The 18,451-nt window shown below is 42.4% G+C and carries 16 protein-coding genes; 8 read left to right on the forward strand and 8 right to left on the reverse strand.

Annotated features, from left to right (window positions below):
- Positions 1-227: 227 nt before the first annotated feature.
- The 5 genes from thiI to rlmM all read left to right on the forward strand — a co-directional run bounded on the left by thiI (position 228) and on the right by rlmM (position 5,167).
- The gene (thiI, locus tag L4C39_RS14895; RefSeq protein ID WP_429746653.1) at positions 228-1,676 is read left to right on the forward strand and encodes a tRNA uracil 4-sulfurtransferase ThiI; all 1,449 of its coding nucleotides are present in this window, start codon (positions 228-230) and stop codon (positions 1,674-1,676) included.
- A 481-nt stretch (positions 1,677-2,157) separates the two neighbouring features.
- Entirely contained in the window at positions 2,158-3,066 is a 909-nt protein-coding gene (locus L4C39_RS14900) for a transcriptional regulator GcvA (RefSeq protein WP_371711899.1), read from the forward strand.
- On the forward strand, positions 3,059-3,691 hold the full coding sequence (locus L4C39_RS14905; protein ID WP_136996072.1) for an alpha/beta fold hydrolase: 633 nt from the start codon (positions 3,059-3,061) through the stop codon (positions 3,689-3,691). Before L4C39_RS14900 ends, L4C39_RS14905 begins: the two co-directional genes overlap by 8 nt.
- Positions 3,681-4,079 (forward strand): DUF423 domain-containing protein, encoded by a 399-nt coding sequence (locus tag L4C39_RS14910; RefSeq protein WP_017052999.1) that lies wholly within the window; start codon positions 3,681-3,683, stop codon positions 4,077-4,079. Before L4C39_RS14905 ends, L4C39_RS14910 begins: the two co-directional genes overlap by 11 nt.
- Positions 4,076-5,167, forward strand: coding sequence for a 23S rRNA (cytidine(2498)-2'-O)-methyltransferase RlmM (gene rlmM, locus L4C39_RS14915; RefSeq protein WP_371730729.1), 1,092 nt, complete (start codon positions 4,076-4,078; stop codon positions 5,165-5,167). The genes L4C39_RS14910 and rlmM overlap by 4 nt, the downstream gene beginning before the upstream one ends.
- 141 nt (positions 5,168-5,308) lie before the next feature.
- Here rlmM and xni read toward each other — a convergent pair whose 3' ends face one another.
- The 5 genes from xni to queF all read right to left on the reverse strand — a co-directional run bounded on the left by xni (position 5,309) and on the right by queF (position 12,601).
- Positions 5,309-6,085 carry a flap endonuclease Xni gene (gene xni / locus L4C39_RS14920; RefSeq protein ID WP_429746656.1) on the reverse strand — a complete coding sequence of 259 codons (777 nt, stop codon included), beginning with the start codon at positions 6,083-6,085 and terminating at the stop codon, positions 5,309-5,311.
- Between the two features lie 82 nt (positions 6,086-6,167).
- Positions 6,168-7,526 (reverse strand): nucleotide 5'-monophosphate nucleosidase PpnN, encoded by a 1,359-nt coding sequence (gene ppnN / locus L4C39_RS14925; protein ID WP_113796490.1) that lies wholly within the window; start codon positions 7,524-7,526, stop codon positions 6,168-6,170.
- Between the two features lie 253 nt (positions 7,527-7,779).
- Positions 7,780-9,345 (reverse strand): GGDEF domain-containing protein, encoded by a 1,566-nt coding sequence (locus L4C39_RS14930; RefSeq protein WP_113796488.1) that lies wholly within the window; start codon positions 9,343-9,345, stop codon positions 7,780-7,782.
- A 109-nt stretch (positions 9,346-9,454) separates the two neighbouring features.
- A complete protein-coding gene (locus L4C39_RS14935; protein ID WP_429746659.1) occupies positions 9,455-11,713 on the reverse strand; it encodes a tetratricopeptide repeat protein in 2,259 nt (752 codons plus the stop codon).
- 42 nt (positions 11,714-11,755) lie between these two features.
- Positions 11,756-12,601 (reverse strand): NADPH-dependent 7-cyano-7-deazaguanine reductase QueF, encoded by an 846-nt coding sequence (queF, locus tag L4C39_RS14940; protein WP_429746661.1) that lies wholly within the window; start codon positions 12,599-12,601, stop codon positions 11,756-11,758.
- 144 nt (positions 12,602-12,745) lie between these two features.
- On the opposite strand from queF, the gene syd reads away from it, so the two are divergent.
- From syd to L4C39_RS14955, 3 genes are all read left to right on the forward strand, one after another.
- On the forward strand, positions 12,746-13,291 hold the full coding sequence (gene syd, locus L4C39_RS14945; RefSeq protein WP_429746663.1) for a SecY-interacting protein: 546 nt from the start codon (positions 12,746-12,748) through the stop codon (positions 13,289-13,291).
- 2 nt (positions 13,292-13,293) lie between these two features.
- Positions 13,294-14,070, forward strand: coding sequence for a Zn-ribbon-containing protein (locus tag L4C39_RS14950; RefSeq protein WP_017053007.1), 777 nt, complete (start codon positions 13,294-13,296; stop codon positions 14,068-14,070).
- A 403-nt stretch (positions 14,071-14,473) separates the two neighbouring features.
- Positions 14,474-15,679 (forward strand): carbohydrate porin, encoded by a 1,206-nt coding sequence (locus L4C39_RS14955; protein ID WP_429746665.1) that lies wholly within the window; start codon positions 14,474-14,476, stop codon positions 15,677-15,679.
- A 92-nt stretch (positions 15,680-15,771) separates the two neighbouring features.
- Here L4C39_RS14955 and L4C39_RS14960 read toward each other — a convergent pair whose 3' ends face one another.
- Genes L4C39_RS14960 through metN form a run of 3 tightly spaced genes read right to left on the reverse strand, consistent with a single transcriptional unit; the run spans position 15,772 to position 18,321 of the window.
- The gene (locus tag L4C39_RS14960) at positions 15,772-16,581 is read right to left on the reverse strand and encodes a MetQ/NlpA family lipoprotein (protein ID WP_113796478.1); all 810 of its coding nucleotides are present in this window, start codon (positions 16,579-16,581) and stop codon (positions 15,772-15,774) included.
- A gap of 38 nt (positions 16,582-16,619) precedes the next feature.
- Positions 16,620-17,297: a methionine ABC transporter permease gene (locus L4C39_RS14965; protein ID WP_017053010.1), complete on the reverse strand. Its 678-nt coding sequence runs from the start codon at positions 17,295-17,297 to the stop codon at positions 16,620-16,622.
- A complete protein-coding gene (gene metN, locus L4C39_RS14970) occupies positions 17,287-18,321 on the reverse strand; it encodes a methionine ABC transporter ATP-binding protein MetN (protein WP_017053011.1) in 1,035 nt (344 codons plus the stop codon). Before metN ends, L4C39_RS14965 begins: the two co-directional genes overlap by 11 nt.
- Positions 18,322-18,451: the final 130 nt, after the last annotated feature.

The following is an 18,451-nucleotide window of genomic DNA, read 5'->3' on the forward strand; positions in this document are numbered from 1 at the left end:
GTGGTTATTCATCTCCCTCTTTCCTTTAGTTTGAGATCTCATGTATAATCTTGCGCCCTCAGTGGGGCTGTGCATTCGAAGGTTTCTGCCTATCGACAGTTTGAATATAAAATCGAAAGTTTGGATATAAACAAGCTAGCACCTAATCAAGGTTGAATAAATCAATCTGATGCCCACGCAGAGAGACAACCTCATCTTGCAAACCCTAAAATTATTGTGAAGAAAATATGAAATTTATTGTTAAGCCCCATCCGGAAATTTTTGTAAAAAGTGAGTCGGTGCGTAAGCGCTTCATCAAAATTTTAGAATCTAACCTTCGCATTATCATTAAGCGCCGAACTGAATCTGTTGCGGTATACAACCGTCGCGATCATATTGAAGTGAGCGCAAGCTGTGATAAATACTACGAGCAAGTGCTTGAAATCCTGACTCATACATCAGGTATTCATCATACGCTTGAAGTTCTTCAAACTGAATTCACTGATATGCACAATATCTATGAGCAAGTGTTAGAGCGCAGTGGTAGCAAGATTGTTGATAAAACATTCGTGGTTCGTGCTAAACGTCGCGGCCAGCATGATTTTACTTCAATTGAACTTGAGCGTTATGTTGGCGGTGGTTTAAACCAAGCAGTAGAAAGTGCGAAGGTTAAACTGAAGAAGCCAGATGTATCAATCAACATTGAAGTTGAAAACGATAAATTAAACCAAGTGATTGAACGTCACAAAGGATTAGGCGGTTTCCCTCTAGGTACTCAAGAGGATGTATTAAGCTTAATTTCTGGTGGCTTCGATTCTGGTGTATCAAGTTACTTACACATCAAGCGCGGTTCTAAAACGCATTTCTGCTTCTTTAACTTAGGCGGCCCTGCTCATGAGATTGGTGTTAAGCAAGTTGCTCACTATCTTTGGAATAAGTACGGATCTTCTGCAAAAGTGAAGTTTATTGCGGTGGATTTTGAACCTGTCGTGGCTGAAATTTTAGAAAACGTCGATGACGGCCAAATGGGTGTCGTTCTAAAACGTATGTTCATGCGTGCTGGTGGCATGGTGGCAGAACGTTTTGGTATTCAAGCCTTAGTGACTGGTGAAGCGTTAGGCCAAGTTTCAAGCCAAACGTTAACTAACTTACGCCATATCGATAACGTGACCGATACTCTTATTTTGCGCCCACTGATTAACTGGGATAAAGAAGACATTATCGATCTATCTCGAAAAATTGGCACGGAAGATTTTGCCAAAGTAATGCCAGAGTATTGTGGTGTTATCTCTAAGAAGCCGACCATTAAAGCTGAAAAGGCGAAGTTAGAAGCTGAAGAAGCGAACTTTGATTTCTCTATCTTAGATGGTGTGATTGAGAATGCTCGTATCATGGATATTCGTGATATTGAGAAAGAGAGTAAAGAACAAGCGCCAGAAGTTGAACAAGTGACTGCGGTTGAAGACAATGCGGTAGTACTTGATATTCGTAGTGCTGAAGAAGAAGAGGCTAGCCCACTTGAACTGGATAGCGTTGAAGTGAAACATTTGCCTTTCTTTAAGCTTGCGACTCAATTTGGTGATTTGGACCAGTCTAAGACATACCTATTGTACTGTGACCGTGGCGTAATGAGCCGCTTACAGGCGCTTTACCTGCAAGAGCAAGGTTTTAGCAATGTAAAAGTTTATCGCCCTTAGAAACCGTTTGAGCGTTAGCTGAATTGAAACCGTTTACGATTCACTGATAAAGTGAGTAGTGAGCGGTTTTTTTATGGCCACTACTTTATTTTGAGATTGTTTCTTTGTCGTAAGCCTTTCTGATTTTCTAAGATAAGAAGATAAGAAGATAAGAAGATAAGAAGATAAGAAAAAAGTGACAGATAAAAAAACACCGCCATATAGGCGGTGTATAAAAATTTGACAGACAGGTCAAAAAAACAGGAAGCAGTCTTATCGCCACAGGGATAATGGGCAATAAACTACGGTAGAAATTCTACCTAACTCGAAATACGAGTTTGCAAACACAACATCGCAACAACTAAGCCAATTGATTCTGAGAGAACCAAGCCGTTCAGGCTAGCGCTGCGGGATGAAATATAGAATTTCTCTAGCCCTTAGGCAATGGACAATTTATAATGTTTCAGATTAAAAAAACTAATGTATTTTTTAGAGCGTATTTATGTCCAGAAGATTGCCACCATTAAACTCGTTAAAAGTGTTTGAAGCTGCGGCTCGACACTTAAGTTTTACCCGTGCCGCTGAAGAACTTTTTGTTACTCAAGCCGCTGTGAGCCATCAAATAAAAGCGCTGGAAGAGTTCCTTGCGTTGAAATTATTTCGCCGCCGAAACCGCTCTTTGTTACTAACAGAAGAAGGACAAGGCTATTTTCTTGATATCAAAGATATCTTCACATCTTTAGCCGAAGCGACCGATAAAGTGCTTGAACGTAGTGAAAAAGGGGCTTTGACCATCAGCCTTCCGCCAAGTTTTGCAATTCAATGGCTTGTCCCTCGGCTTTCTGATTTTAATCAACAGCAACCTGATATTGATGTACGAATCAAAGCGGTTGATATGGATGAAGGTTCACTGACCGATGATGTGGATGTGGCGATCTACTATGGACGAGGAAATTGGCCAGGATTAAGAGCCGATAAACTCTATCAAGAATTCCTGATTCCACTCTGTTCACCCTCGTTACTTTTAAGTAACAAACCATTAGAAACTCTAACTGATATAAATCATCACACTTTGCTTCATGATACCTCAAGGAAAGATTGGAAATCGTTTGTGAAGCAGAACTCAATCGAAGGTGTAAATGTTAACCAAGGGCCAATTTTCAGTCACTCGACGATGGTGCTTCAAGCTGCGGCTCATGGACAAGGGATTGCACTTGGTAATAATGTACTGGCTCAGCCGGAAATCGAAGCGGGTCGTCTGATTGCGCCTTTTGATGAAATATTGGTGAGTAAGAATGCGTTCTATGTAGTGTGCCACGATAAACAGGCTGACATGGGGCGAATTGCCACTTTCCGTGATTGGATGTTAGCGAAAGCGCATAAAGAGCAGGAAGAGTTACTGGATGACTGAGAATAATCATCAGCTGATTAATGGCGCAGAGCATAAGGCGACGTTTATTTTTGCTCATGGCGCTGGCGCGGGAATGGATCACCATTTTATGGCTTCTGTCGCGCAAGGGTTAGCTGAAAAAGGCATTAAAGTGGTGCGCTTTAATTTTCCTTATATGATTCAGCGAGCAGAAATGGGCACCAAGCGTCCGCCGGATCGCGCTCCTAAGTTGCTCGATGCTTATGTTGACGTCATCAATGAACATGCAGGCGTACCAGTCGTTATTGGTGGCAAATCGATGGGGGGAAGGATGGCGAGTTTATTAGCCGATAACCCTCTCGTCGCGGGAGTGGCTTGTTTGGGTTTTCCATTTCACCCTCCGGGTAAGCCTGAAAAATTTAAAGGCGATCACTTAGCGACAATCGAAAAGCCTTGTTTAATTTTGCAAGGGGAAAGGGATACATTTGGTAAGCGTGAAGAGTTTACTGACTTTGATCTATCTCCGATGATTGATGTGGCGTTTCTCCCTGATGGCGATCATGGCTTTAAACCGCGTAAACGTTCTGGTTTTACCGAGCAGGGGAATTTAACCTTAACAATAGATAAGCTCTCTGCTTTCATTTTTGAGGTTTTAGATGAAAAGTAAGTATTTACTCACTATTGCAGGGATGTTTTCTGGGCTTGGTGTGATGTTAGGGGCCTTTGCCGCGCATGGTTTAAAGGCTCAATTAGCGCCATACTTGCTTGATGTTTTTAATACGGGAGTGCTTTATCAATTGCTTCACTCCTTCGCGATCATTGCTTGTGCGGTGTTGCTGCGCTTTAATCTTGGAATAAAGTCGCAAAAATATTTTTTCATTGCGGCAATTTGCTTTATTATCGGCATCCTTTGTTTTAGCGGCAGTTTGTATGCGCTAGCACTAACAGGCATAAAATGGTTTGGCCCAGTCACTCCATTTGGTGGTTTGTTGTTTATTGTCGGATGGGGAAGTTTCTCTTTCGCGGCATTCAATATTAATGAGGTTACTAAGTGAAACACGTATTACTGTATTGTCGTTCTGGTTTTGAAAAAGAGTGCGCAGGTGAAATTCAAGACAAAGCAACGCAACTTGAGGTGTTTGGTTTTCCTCGTGTAAAGAATAATAGTGGTTATGTTCTTTTTGAATGCTACCAAGATGGTGACGCGGAAAAACTGATCCAGAAAATCGATTTTCAATCATTGATTTTTGCTCGTCAAATGTTTGCGGTTGCCGCTGAATTAAAAGAGTTGCCGTCTGAAGACCGCATCTCGCCAATTTTGGCTGAGCTTGGTGATATTGATGGTTTCCCTCGCTGTGGTGATATCCGCATCGAAACTCCAGACACTAACGAAGCGAAAGAGTTGCTGAAGTTCTGTCGTAAATTTACGGTGCCGCTGCGTCAAGCTCTACGTGGTAAAGGGATCTTGTTCAATAAAGACCACCCTAAAAAACCAGTACTGCACCTTTGCTTTATTGCGCCAGGGCACTGCTACGTTGGTTATTCACTACCAACTAACAACTCTCAGTTCTTCATGGGTATCCCACGCCTGAAGTTCCCATCTGATGCACCAAGCCGTTCTACACTGAAATTGGAAGAAGCGTTTCACGTATTTATTCCTCGTGATGAGTGGGATGAGCGTTTAGCATCAGGCATGTGGGGTGTCGATTTAGGTGCTTGCCCGGGTGGTTGGACTTACCAACTTGTTAAGCGTTCAATGTTCGTTCACTGTGTTGATAACGGCATGATGGCAGATAGCTTAATGCAAACTGGCCAAGTTAAGCACCATATGGAAGATGGCTTCAAGTTTGAACCACCACGTAAGAACGTGACATGGCTTATTTGTGACATGATTGAGAAACCATCACGTGTTGCTCAGTTAATGGGTGAGTGGTTGATCCGTGGTTGGGCGAAAGAGACAATCTTTAATCTTAAACTGCCAATGAAAGGTCGATACGATGAAGTACTACAAGATATCGAGAACTTGAAGCAGTTTTTGAGTGACAATGATGTGAAATATAAGCTGCAAGCGAAGCATCTTTATCATGATCGCGAAGAGATCACGGTGCATATCCAATCTCTATCGAATATTTCACCCTATTAATATCGAGTAATGTGAGAGTGATAAGTTAAGTTCTTCGCTTAAGCTTGCGTGTTCTACATCAAATAATTCAAGGCCGCTGTCTTATACTTTAAGACAGCGGCCTTTTCGTTTATTGAGCCGTAGGATTGTCAAAGCTGCTTGCTATGAGCCTGGCTGTTCGAACCTCAGGTCTTGCAAATTAAAACCGAGTTCAATGTCGGTTTTGAGTGCCGATATTTGCTTACAGATTCGAGCTGATTCAATGTGCTCATCGAATTTCTTACGGTATTTTGGTAGCAACTCTTCTGAAGCATGTGCTTGTTCTATATCTTTAAACTGCGTCAAAATCTCTTTTGCTGCTTTGGGGCCAATGCCGGGGATTCCGGGAACTTGGCTAGAACTTACGCCCGTGAGCCCCCAATAATCAGCTAGTTGATCTGGTGTCACGCCAAACTCTTTCTCTATGAAGGGTTCATCTAACCAGCGGTGCTGAAAATAATCACGGATCTGTAATGTCGGGGTTAGAAGTTGGCAGTAGCCTTTGTCTGTTGAAATGATGGTGACTTTCTCACCGTGACTGGCGACTTTGGTTGCCAGTGTTGCGACTAAATCATCGGCTTCATCGCCCTCAGACAGCAGTGAGTCTATTCCTAGCTCCCACCATGCTTGCTGGATCGCATCCAACCCTTTCATAAGCGGTTCAGGCATGGGTTTGCGGTTCTGCTTATAAGTAGGAAGTACCTCGGCTCGCCACCCTCTGTCTTGTTCGTGGTGATCGAATACAGCGATGATATGAGTCGGTTGAGATTCCGATAAAATGCGATTTAATGTGCGAGTGGTGGTGGTGATGGTTCTTGCAATATCGTTAGGATCTGGCTGGGCAGAGTGCACCCGGCGGATCAGGTTGAGCGCATCGATAATAACAAGATGAATAGACATAACATTCCAATAAAATAAGGGGCCATTTAGCCCCTTATAGTAACTGACTTAGGAATCAGTTTAAACGCTGTTGCCGATGATCTTAACGGTTTGCGATTTGGTAGCAGGGAACATAAGCACTGCCCGGTAGCTTCATGCGTTGCTGCTCAACAAAATCATTCAGTAGCTTATCCATTTTTTTCATCAGTGACGCATCGCCATCAATGGTGAATGGACCGTGACGTTTGATCTCTCTGATCCCCTCCGCTTTTACATTACCAGCCACAATACCAGAGAACGCTTGGCGTAAATTGGCGGCCAAGTTTTCAGGGCGTTGGTTTAGGTGTAGATCCAGATTCTTCATATTGTCATGAGTTGGGTCGAAAGGAAGTTGGAACTCCGGGGCTATTTTTAGTGACCAGTTGTAGCTGTATGCATCGCCGCTCTGCTTTCTGTGCTCACGCACTTCAGGCATGGCTTGGCTCATTATTTGCGCCGCTTTTTGCGGATCATCAATAACGATTTGGTAATGTTTCTGTGCCGCTTCGCCTAGTGTGTCACCAATGAATTTATCAATGGAGCGGAAGTAGGCTTCACTCTCTTTCGAGCCCGTCAATACGATTGGCATCGGCTGATCTTTATTTTCTGGGTGCATCATAATGCCGAGAATATACAGCAGCTCTTCAGCCGTTCCCGGTCCTCCAGGGAAAATAATGATCCCATGGGCCATGCGGACAAACGCTTCTAAACGCTTCTCTATATCAGGCATAATGATAAGTTCGTTCACAATTGGGTTAGGTGGCTCAGCAGCAATGATTGACGGTTCAGTTAACCCAAGATAACGCTGTTCAGCGTAGCGCTGCTTAGCGTGGCCGATAGCTGCACCTTTCATCGGCCCTTCCATCGCCCCTGGGCCACATCCTGTACAGATATTCAATTCACGCAGCCCAAGCTCGTGCCCAACTTCACGGGTGTATTGGTATTCGCTAGGATTAATTGAGTGACCACCCCAACACACCACTAAATTTGGCTCAATGCCAGGGGTAAGAGCACCTGCATTGCGTAATATCCCAAAGACGAGGTTCGTAATGTGGGTGGCATTCGTGAGGTTAAGATGCTGGTTATCTGCTAAGTGCATATTGACGTAAACAATATCGCGAAGCACAGAAAACAGATGTTCTTGGATCCCTTTAATAATCTCTCCGTCCACAAAGGCATGCTCTGGTGGATTATGGAGCTCAAGTTTTATTCCGCGTTCACGGCGCATCACATTAACATCGAAAGATTGATACTTATCGAGCAGTTCTTGCGAGTTATCGGTGTGGCTACCTGAGTTCAATACCGCCAATGTGCAGTTGCGATATAACTGGTATAGATCACTAGATGCAGTTTTTTTAAGACGCTCAACTTCAAGTTGAGAAAGCAGATCCATGCTACCTGCTGGGCTAATATGAGTGATCATAATGCCTCCTTTGGTGAGAGGTGAACAAAATACCCACGTTGTAATTAGAATCGATGCTACTGGACTAATTTGATGACAGAACAAATGCAAATGGTTCAGTGGTGAACAACTTGGAGAGGTTCATTTTTGTAGTGGGTATCATTTAGCTTAGCAAACAAATTGGGGATTGTTTTGTGATAACTGATTGAAAAATTTATAGCAAATGAATAATTAGGACAAAAGGGAATGAGGAAAGGTGGAAATAGTACTTAAACTATTTCCATACCACTTGATTCGTTCCTAGGTTTTTCGCTTCATTCAGTGAGCAATTTAATCGCTCTAAAATGATTTCAGGAGTATCAGAATCTTTAAAGCTAGTCGTTGATGCCGAGAGAGTGATCGTGATGCTCTGATCTCTAAATTTGAACGGTAACTTGCTGACACTTTGCTGAATACCTTTGATTAACTCATGGCAATATTCGTCGGTTTGTTCAGGCAAGATCAAAATGAACTCTTCACCTGAAAAACGAGCGACAGTGTCGGTATCACTTGCCGCTTTTGCTATGGTGCGTGCAATGATTTTAAGCGCTTTATCTCCGGCAGTATAACCAAAGCTATCGTTGATTTTTTTGAAGTTATCGATATCAAAAAGCACCATTTTCAATGCTTTTTGCGAACGTATCCAGCGACGATATTCCAACTCTAATCGATCCGTTAAGGCGGTACGGTTATACACTTTAGTTAAAGGATCAAGCAGCATTCTTTGAGCTTGGTCATCCAGACGTCGACGATAATCTTGTGTGACTTCAAAAAGGGCTTCTAACTGGTTTTGACCATATGCCATTCTTTCGTTGAGTGCTTGTTCACGCTGTTCTGCATGATGTAAGCGTTCAGACAGTGATGACAGCTGGCTAAGAAGTGGGTTAATAGTTTGTTTTAATTCATCTAATTCTGAAGAATCTTGGACGGACTCCTGGCTTCGCTTAACCAGTGAGCTTAGCTCATCGTTCATCCCTTTTCTGTGTTCAAAATAGCTTTGGCTTTGATCTGAATTTTGTGACGAGGTTTTAAGTGAAGAGGCGAGTGATGAATTAATTTGTTCTAAAAACTGTTCTGACGTTTTACGTTCTAAATGAGTACCCTGAATGACCAGTTTCAATATTTGTAATGTCAGCTCAAGGAGAGACTCCGTCGACACTCCGATCAGTAGCTTGGCTCGAATATCAATGAGGACATCACCGGACTCACCATCGAAATCGAGTTCCGTGATTAAGTGTTGTAATTCATCCGTTAAGCAAGAGAACAGCTCTTTATCAGGGGAGTGATCAAAACTCCCAACCGAATGGCTAGAATTAGACGCCATTATTTTAATGGCACGTTCATAAATTGTTAGTAAGCGAATCGCGTGATCGACCTTTTTGTTCCCATTTGTCGCCGGGAAACTCAGTAAATTACGCAGGTCACGTTTCAGTTGAGCAGGTAAGCCTGTCACTCTCTGAAGTGTTTCACCACTATGCTTGATCTGTTCATCAAGATGTCCAGTTTGTTTTTCCATAGCCAACGTTTTTTGTTTTAGCATTCTTTCTAATACCGCAAGTCGTGGTATCAGGGCGCTAATTTCTTTTTGTTGTTCTAATTCTTGTTTTAGCGCGATTAAGTTGCTATCAAGTTGAGAATTTGTACCTACACAAGCTGAACTTAAAGATGTGACGATACGCTTAAGAATCTTTTGTTCTCGTTTAAATTTGAATGATGTATCTCTCTGTGTCAAACGCACTTGTTCCAACTGACTTTTTAGCTGGTGTAACTGTGTTTGAATATCTTTTTCGAGAATGCCCATGGATTGTTAAACTTCGACAAATGATCAAGCGTAAGCTTATTAATGAATCTCTCGATAATAGCAAAAAAAGTCACAAGGTCACGTGTTGCAAGTGCCGACAGGGCAGTTTTTATTCATCTTTTAGCATTTTTTTGATGTTATCCTCATTCTGGTAAGAAGATTGAATTTTTATTAGGCCTTGATTTATTGCATGTTTACACGCTTCTCTTATGTTACCAGTTGCAAGGCTTGCCGCAGGGGCATTATCAATCGCTTTGAAATATACCCATTCGCTACTGTGTTCTTTGAGGCTTATATCACGAGCAAGGTGTGTTGACATCAGTAGAACATCAAGCAGTTCTTGATCGTTTATTGCCGTATAGGCGCGTGGCAAAAATGGATAATCCGCGATACCAATACGAATACGACGATTGATTTTTCGATTGGGTTCAAACTCATTAATCCAAGTTTGGATTTTGCTAAACATCGCCTCTGGTGAAGCATTACGGTCTGAATTTGATTCAATATACAACAAGTTAGCATCAGAGAAGTGATAAAGGCGTGAGGAACCTTCAACTTTGGAAGCAAGGTATTGTCCAAAGGATTCTTCTAATTGTAGTCCAGATTTGTATCCGTGTTGGATATACATACTGCGTAAAAAAGGCAAATCAATCATCACAAACCGTAGTCGGTCATTTAATGGCTCGTGAATGAGCTCTCCCATTTGCCACTGCTCAAAGGTATCACTCGTTTTTTGGAGTGAACTTGATAACTTGGCATTAAGCATGCGTAAGTTACGCAATTTTGAGCGTGAATGAGTATAGAGCTGCTTGGTTAATTTACTATTTTGTCGGTTGAGAGCCTGGATAATGAACCCTCTGCGCATGACGACAAAAAACAGAATTATAGAGAGAGCAAACAGGGAAAACGCGATTTTTTGATATTTTCGATGTTCGATCGCCATCTGCTTTAGCTCATTTTCTTGATTGGCGTAATGCAGAGTTTGTTCAGCGAACTCTTTTTGTTGTCTAAAGGCATCCTCACTGATCTGGTTGAGTTGCTGCTGTTTTATCGCCACTAACATGTTGTATTTTTTCATGTAATCAAGGGCGAGGGCATACTGCTCATTTTGTTCGTAACCCATTGAAAGTAAGTCGTATGAACGTTGCATAAGATCTTTGTTTTTGATGTTCTTCGCGATGGCTAACGCTTTATGAGCGTGAATAATGCCATTTTTACTTTCATGCTGATGATAAGCTAATCCCGATCTTAATAGTTCAGCTTTAGCTCTGAGTGCTGAGATGTCGGTGTATTCTAAAAGTTCGATTGCGCGGTTGAGGTACTGCTCTGCAAGAGGGTAGTTGTAAAGGTTTAGGTAAGTGGCCGCCAAACTGATGCGCACTTCGATAACTTGTTCTATGTTTTGTGCGGTGCTTTCATGATCCAGTACATTAAAAAAGTGCACTAAGGCTAAATTATATTTTCCTTGTTGAAAGTAGATGTCGCCCATCATTTTTAAGACATGAGATAGAATAGGAGATTGGTCATACTTATTGTAGAAATCAGCCGCTTGAGACAGATGCTCAATGGCTTTGTCCAATACTTGTCTTTCTAAGAACAGTTGCGCTAATAATCGGTTTACTTGTGCCAGTTGCGGGCTTAAATCGCTCTCTACTGACTTCCAATAACCAAACAGTAATTCAGATAAAGCTCGATTGTACTGTTTGTGGTTGAGGTAGAACTCCCCAATTTGTAAATGGTATTCAATGAGGTTTTTTTCGGAGTTACTGGTATTAATGAAGTTTTTTGCTTCGGCGTAAAAATTCTCCGCCGCTGATATTTCACTTTCTTTCGATGCGATCTTTGCTCTAAGCATGGTTAGGCGGTAGGTAATGCCTCTGGTTAGTTGCTGTGAGTTGTCTAGCAACTGTAAGTTATGATCGATGTTATCAAGGGATAGCTTCGCTTTTGTTGAGTCGTTATCGGTTAGCCAAACAAGGCGAGTTCTTAAAATATCAACGTCCATCTTTTGGTAAGGAAGGCGATGTGTTTGGGTAAGGGTAGAGGCTAAATCGAGTTGTTCTAATGCTTGACGAGTATTACCTAGATTGAATTCGGCTTTGGCCAGAACCTTATATGCATCAATGCTGGCTCTAGGTGAACGAAGTCGGTTATCTGCCTCTTCTCTTGAAAGTGCAGTTAGGCTTTTATCACTTTGATCGGAAAGTTGGCGCTGTACAAGATAGTTACTTGCAATTTTTTTTGCCTGTATTGGTGATATCTCAACCAATTTATTTGCGTCATTAAGCTGAGGTGATGAGTAAATAGTGGCATTTACTCCTGACGATAGCAGTGCACAAAATAGCAATAACAGTCTTAGCCAGCGCATTTTAATTCCTTTGAGTTATATATCGATTGATTTGTAAATCGATTACTGACGAGCCATGCGACAGTTGTGGCTTGGCTTTGCTTGCTCGGTAGAACGGTACGGGTTGATGTCTAATCCACCACGGCGAGTATAGCGTGCAAAAACAGTGAGTTTGCTCGGCTGACAGTATTTCATAATATCAGTGAAAATGCGCTCAACACACTGTTCGTGAAATTCATTATGCTCACGGAATGAAACTAAGTAACGCAGTAATGACTCACGGTTAATCTGTTTACCTTTATATTGGATTTCAACGCTGCCCCAATCTGGTTGATTGGTGATTAGGCAGTTTGACTTCAATAGGTGGCTGTGCAGAGACTCTTCAACGATGTTTGTTCCTGCGGCGCCAGAAAGCAGTGTAGCATCGAAATCATAGCTAGTGATTTCAATATCTTGCCCGTCAATGCAGTCACCTTCCATCGTAACAATCGCTTGAGTGGTGTATTGGGTAACAGGGTTTACTTCGACTTCAACCGCTTCACCTGCACACTGTGACAGATCTTTTGCAAGACTAGCTTGAACGGCAGACCAGTCGTTGAAACGAGTTTGATTGTAGCTGTTAAGGTAGAGCTTAAAAGATTTAGATTCAATCAAGTTTGAGCTCGTCGCGGGGATATAAACTTCAGCTACGGCGACTTGCGGTAGGCCTTTATTGTTGAGCCATGATAGTTCGTATAATGTCCAAATATCGTGCCCCATAAATGGCAATTCGTCACCTAATTCAAGATCATCTCGGTTTAGGCTACGTGGTACGGGTTGTAGTAGGCTTGGATCGTACTGAGATGCGTATTCAGTCTTTTGACCAAGGGTTAAACCTGCTAGCTCTTTTGCGTCAGAATATTTGCTCATACTTTCGTTTAAATTCGATTAGAATGGCATGAATTTTACTGAATCCCCCTTTTGCTGTCATTAAGCATTTACTTGGTTGCCTTCAACTATTTGTATAAAAGGTGGGGTCACACATTTATCTTGTCCATCTTTTAGGAGATCTTCATGGATCAATCTGCCGAGAAAGCTTTATATTCATTCAGTCAACGCTATCTTGATGAGTGGCAAAAACAGCACAATAGCTTGCCAGTTAACCAAGAACTGGTGGATTTAGTTTCCCCTTGTGTAGAAGAAAAACGTGCCGATGACGTGTTATGGAGAGCGCACCCTCGAGATCAGAAAGCGGATTTCACGAATGTTGAGAATGGCATTGAGCTGACGTTACATGACGATATTAAAACCTTCTACGGCACACAATATAGCGCGGATATGGATGCCAAATGGCAAGATAACTCACTGACGCTGCTTCAAGTTTGGAGTGATCATGATTTTAAACTTTTACAAGAGAATATTTTGGGACATTTAGTCACGCAGCGTCGTTTAAAGTTAAAACCGACGGTATTTATTGCGGCAACCGATGCTGAGTTGGATGTGATTTCGATTTGTAATTTAACGGGTAATGTCATTCTGGAACGCCTAGGGACAAGCAACCGCGATGTATTGGCTGAAGATTTAGCGGAATTTTTAACGAAACTTGAGCCTGAGGTTTAATTATGTACGTTGTTGAACTCCAGTTTGAGTGCTTTGATAACACGACGGTTTCAGCTGTCGATAAAGCAGTAAATGGTTTGATGGATGCATTTCGTTACAATGGACAGGTACTCGGCCGAGAATTTCCGATTGTGATGGGCGACGGAGAATTTTTTGTTCGAGTGGTGTGCCCAGAGCAAGACAGTTTGCATCCGCGGAATCACTCAGACTTCGTGAAAGTGTGTTTTGATCGCTTATCTAACGCGTGCCTTCTTGCGCCTAAAATGCGTTTGTTAGGGCGAGATCTTAACTCCGAAGAAGTGGCAGAAGATGAAACACCGAGTTGGCAGGTGTTATACACGACATTCGTTCATACTTGTTCACCTTTGCGCAGTGGCGATAGCTTGCTGCCAATCCCTTTGTATCGCAACCCTCCTACATTCAACGGCGACCATAAAGCCGTACTGAAATGGCAGACAGAATGGCAAGCCTGTGATGAAGTACAAATGGGCGGTGGTTGCCGTGCTGAACATGCAACGCTAGCTGAAATCAGTGATACTAAGAGTGTATTGTTTAAACGTGGTTGGGGGTTAAGAGGGCGTATTGAGTATCTGACTAAGGTACCAACCTACTACTATTTATACCGTGTGGGTGGAATCAGCTTGAAAGATGAAAAAGAGCGCAAATGCCCTCAATGTGGTGGTGAATGGCTGCTTGATGCGCCGATCCACGATATTTTCTATTTCAAGTGTGATGATTGTCGACTGGTGTCAAACATCTCTTGGGATCATCTTAAGTAACTCTCCTGTTTTGATTTAAACGTCATATTTTAGATGTCGGAGCACTACCTAAGTGTTCTGATATCGATTTTCCCTTTGGTATTAATTATTTACCTTCTGTTTCCTTACTCGATTTCATGACTTCGATACCGATCTTTTCCCAATATTTCTTACTCCCTAATTGTTAGCTACTGTTCCCTGAATACGCGCAGAACGTGTTATTCCCCTCTTGCTTCAGCTCCAATGTATTCATTGAAATAATCCAACACTCATCAACTTTTAGTTACCTCAATAGTTAGCCTGATCACAATAATCAATCAGTTCTCTTTCAATTTATATTCATCTCAATATAAATGGGATCGATCCCATGGGAATGTTCCCAATTTTGATAATCACCTGATTCTAAATCTAAAAGGAATGGACGATGAAACTGTTACCTATTGCTGCAGCGCTTACTACTGCTTTACTTACTCCTAGTTTATACGCTGGTGAAACCGCACCATTGGAATTTAATGGCTACATGCGCGGCGGTGTTGGCCTTAGTAATGAAGGTGGTTCAAATAGCAAGTGGGAGGTGAGTAAGGTTGGTCGCCTCGGCAATGAAAATGACCTGTATGGTGAGTTTGGTTTTAAGAAAGAGGTGTATGCAGAGGGCGACGTTTCGTTTTTAGTTGATTCTATGTTGTCGTACTGGCAAGGACAAGATGAGAACGCTGCGGATAAAAACGTTGATGTGGTGCAATTGAATGTTCAGGCTGTAGGGTTTTTTGAAGATAAGGATATTGGGATTTGGGCGGGTGAGCGCTACTACCAACGTCATGATGTGCACATCGTTGATAACTATTACTGGGATGTAAGTGGTATTGGTGCTGGTGTTGAACACATCAATATGGGCCCAGGTAAATTATCGGTGGCTTTGATTCAAGACACGGTCACGGGTGACATTGCCGATGGTAAAGAAACCACAGCCATGATTGCTGATGTACGTTATGCGGGCATTCCACTGTGGAACAATGCTGATCTTGAGGTCGGTATTGATGTGAACTTTGCCAATGAAAAGCAAGGTCAAACTGTGGATGCGGATGACAGCGTAATGCTAACGGCGAGCTTGAATCAGAATCTTTCAGGTGGCTTCAATAAAACCATTCTACAGGTTGCTAACTCTGGTTATGCAGAGCAGATGACGACTTTTGGGACGGGTAAAAATATCGTTCGTGATGCAAACAACAATGACGCCGATGGCTTCAGATTGATTAACTGGGGCGTACTTGCGATCGGCGAGAACATCGAGTTTGGCCACACTGTTCGTTATGCCGCGTCAACCGGTGTTGGCGCCAATAACAGTGATGATGATTCTTTTAGTGCGGTAATTCGCCCGCTTTACAAGTGGGATAAACGTATGCGAACCATCCTTGAAATTGGTGGCTTTGTTGAAACCATTAATAACCAAGATGGTGCGGGTGGCAAGCTTACTGTGGCTCAGGCTTGGGTACCGCAAGTGGGTTTCTGGTCGCGTCCTGAATTTCGTATCTTTGCGACTTACCTAAACGACGCTGAAAACGACAATGCTTTCGGTGAAGGTAAAAACAGCGAAATGAGTGTTGGTATGCAGGTGGAAGCTTGGTGGTAAGCCGATTTTCCTAACCAGTCTAAACCAACAAAAAAGAGGCTGACATTATGTCAGCCTCTTCGGGTATCTATAGGGTGCTGTCGTTTAGTTGATTACCAACCTTTTACTACGCCACCTTGGAAGATTTCAGATGCTGCGTTGTATACTTCGTCTGTTTGGTAAGATTTCACAAAGTTTTGTACGTTTTCAGCGTCTAGATTTTCAATACGAGAAACAATGATGTTCACGTATGGAGACTCTTTATCTTCAACAAAAATACCGTCTTTTTGTGGTGTTAAGTTGATGCTGCTTGCGTAAGTGGTATTGATTACTGACAAAGCCACATCGTCTAGAGAGCGAGGAAGTTGCGCTGCATCTAGCTCAACAATCGTAATATTCTTTGGGTTGCCAACGATATCGCGAACGGTTGCTAGAAGGCCAACGCCATCACGAAGTGTGATAAGGCCTTGCTGTTCTAAAAGAAGTAGAGAGCGGCCAAGGTTTGTAGGATCGTTCGGTACCGCAATACGTGCATTGTCTTGGATTTCATCAACACTTTTAACCTGCTTTGAATAGCCTGCAATTGGATAAACAAAGGTATTACCCGCAATCGTGATTTTGTATTCACGGTCAGCGATCTGTTGATCTAGGTATGGCTTATGTTGGAACGCGTTGATATCGATTGAACCATCGTCTAACGCAGCATTAGGAGTAACATAGTCAGTAAAAGTGACGAGCTCAACATCAAGTCCAAACTTCTCTTTAGCAACTTTAGCGGCAACTTCTGCTACTTGAGCTTCTGCTCCTGCCATTACGCCGACTTTGATTTTTGAAGTATCGATCTCTTTTTCTCCACAACCTGAAAGCACAAGTGCTGAGGCGGCAACGGCAATGGCTAATAAGCCCTTAAGATTAAATTTCATGACTCTCTCCTTGTTATATGATTATATTTTTTATCTAACTATCTGTGATCAACGCGGCGAACTAGTGCATCGCCAATCGATTGAATTATTTGTACTAATATAATAAGCATTACAACCGTCACTGCCATGATAACAACGTCGTAGCGGTGGAAGCCGTAGCGTATGGCGACATCACCCAAACCACCACCACCAACAGTTCCAGCCATTGCAGAGTAACTGACTAGCGTCACCATGGTGATCGTGACTGAGTTAATAATGGTTGGTAGTGCTTCCGGTAATAATACTTTGGTAATAATCTGGCGTGGCTTAGCACCCATTGATTGCGCGGCTTCGACTAGACCTGTAGGGACTTCTAAAAGCGCACTTTCAATTAAGCGTGCAACAAATGGGATAGCGCCAATCGTTAAAGGAACAATGGCAGCAGTCGTGCCGATGAAGGTGCCAATTAACAATTTAGTTAAAGGAATAATCGCGACCATCAAAACTAAGAAAGGGACTGAACGTCCGATATTGACGACTGCACCTAAAATACTATTGAGTTTGGTATTTTCTAACAGCCCACCTTTTTTACTGGTATGCAGAATTACACCTAGTGGGATCCCCACAGCAAAACCTACAATGCCAGCGACTGCGACCATGTAAAGGGTTTCAAGAGTTGCGCCTAGTAGTAGGTCACCATTTAAACTTAGCCAATCGATGATTGAATTAAAGGACATAACCTAATACCTCTACTTTTACTTTGTGTGCGCGTAAAAATTCAATCGCGCCGTTATCATCTTGTTCTGTTCCGAATAATTCAGCGACCATCATGCCGAATTTTACGCCGCCAGCGTAATCTAAGTCTGAGCTTAAAATACTGACATCGATATTGAATTTACGTGCGATTTGCGTCATTAACGGCGCATCAACGGTTTCCCCTGTAAACTCCAAACGCAATAGAGGGTAACTGCCATGCACTCGTGTTTCTTGTAGTCGAGCTTGGTAATCTTCAGGAATCGAAAGATCTAAGGTCGAGCGGATAAATTGATGGGCTAACTCTGTTTTTGGATGAGCAAAAATATCGCCAACACTGCCTTTTTCTACTAGTTTTCCGCCACCAATAATAGCCACTTCATGACAGATGCTTTTAACCACATCCATTTCGTGAGTGATTAATAACATGGTGATATTGAGTTTACGGTTAATCTCGCGCAGTAACTCTAGAATTGATTGAGTAGTTGCGGGATCTAGCGCGCTGGTGGCTTCATCACAAAGCAGTACTTTTGGATCAGACGCTAGCGCACGAGCAATGGCGACACGCTGTTTTTGTCCGCCACTTAAATTTGATGGGTAGGTCTCTTTCTTATCCGCCAAGCCAACTAAATTGAGCAGTTCAGTGACTTTTTTGTTGATGTCACCTTTGTCTACTCCTGCAAGCTCTAACGGTAGGGCGATATTACCAAAAACAGTTCGAGAAGAGAGCAGGTTAAAGTGTTGAAAGATCATACCGATGTTACGTCTTGCAGCACTTAGCTCAGATTTAGAGAGTTGTGTTAAGTCAACACCATCAACAATGACAGAGCCACTGGTTGGAGCTTCTAGCATGTTGACACAGCGTATAAGAGTACTTTTCCCTGCTCCTGAAGAACCAATAACCCCAAAAATACCACCTTGAGGAACTTGGAGGTTTATATCTATTAAGGCATTGATTTCTTTAGTACCTTGATAGAAAGTTTTGTTAACTTGATTAATTTTAATCATCTAAAAACCTATGCAGGAGTAACAGTGGAAAATGTTGTTCAAAGTTTGAATCTATAGAAGATGCTATGGGCTAACTTGATTTAAGTCAATAGATATTTTGACGTCTAGACGTCTAAAGGGCAATTAGGTA

Source organism: Vibrio clamense (genome assembly GCF_050337905.1).
GTDB lineage: Bacteria > Pseudomonadota > Gammaproteobacteria > Enterobacterales > Vibrionaceae > Vibrio > Vibrio cortegadensis.

Bases quoted from the DNA above. Each gene is read 5' to 3' on its own strand.
- L4C39_RS14910 (WP_017052999.1), top strand. From the start codon at position 3,681: ATGAAAAGTAAGTATTTACTCACTATTGCAGGGATGTTTTCTGGGCTT.
- thiI (WP_429746653.1), top strand. From the start codon at position 228: ATGAAATTTATTGTTAAGCCCCATCCGGAAATTTTTGTAAAAAGTGAG.
- L4C39_RS14905 (WP_136996072.1), top strand. From the start codon at position 3,059: ATGACTGAGAATAATCATCAGCTGATTAATGGCGCAGAGCATAAGGCG.
- L4C39_RS14955 (WP_429746665.1), top strand. From the start codon at position 14,474: ATGAAACTGTTACCTATTGCTGCAGCGCTTACTACTGCTTTACTTACT.
- L4C39_RS14935 (WP_429746659.1), bottom strand. From the start codon at position 11,713: ATGCGCTGGCTAAGACTGTTATTGCTATTTTGTGCACTGCTATCGTCA.
- ppnN (WP_113796490.1), bottom strand. From the start codon at position 7,526: ATGATCACTCATATTAGCCCAGCAGGTAGCATGGATCTGCTTTCTCAA.
- L4C39_RS14965 (WP_017053010.1), bottom strand. From the start codon at position 17,297: ATGTCCTTTAATTCAATCATCGATTGGCTAAGTTTAAATGGTGACCTA.
- metN (WP_017053011.1), bottom strand. From the start codon at position 18,321: ATGATTAAAATTAATCAAGTTAACAAAACTTTCTATCAAGGTACTAAA.
- L4C39_RS14930 (WP_113796488.1), bottom strand. From the start codon at position 9,345: ATGGGCATTCTCGAAAAAGATATTCAAACACAGTTACACCAGCTAAAA.
- L4C39_RS14960 (WP_113796478.1), bottom strand. From the start codon at position 16,581: ATGAAATTTAATCTTAAGGGCTTATTAGCCATTGCCGTTGCCGCCTCA.
- L4C39_RS14950 (WP_017053007.1), top strand. From the start codon at position 13,294: ATGTACGTTGTTGAACTCCAGTTTGAGTGCTTTGATAACACGACGGTT.
- xni (WP_429746656.1), bottom strand. From the start codon at position 6,085: ATGTCTATTCATCTTGTTATTATCGATGCGCTCAACCTGATCCGCCGG.
- queF (WP_429746661.1), bottom strand. From the start codon at position 12,601: ATGAGCAAATATTCTGACGCAAAAGAGCTAGCAGGTTTAACCCTTGGT.
- syd (WP_429746663.1), top strand. From the start codon at position 12,746: ATGGATCAATCTGCCGAGAAAGCTTTATATTCATTCAGTCAACGCTAT.
- L4C39_RS14900 (WP_371711899.1), top strand. From the start codon at position 2,158: ATGTCCAGAAGATTGCCACCATTAAACTCGTTAAAAGTGTTTGAAGCT.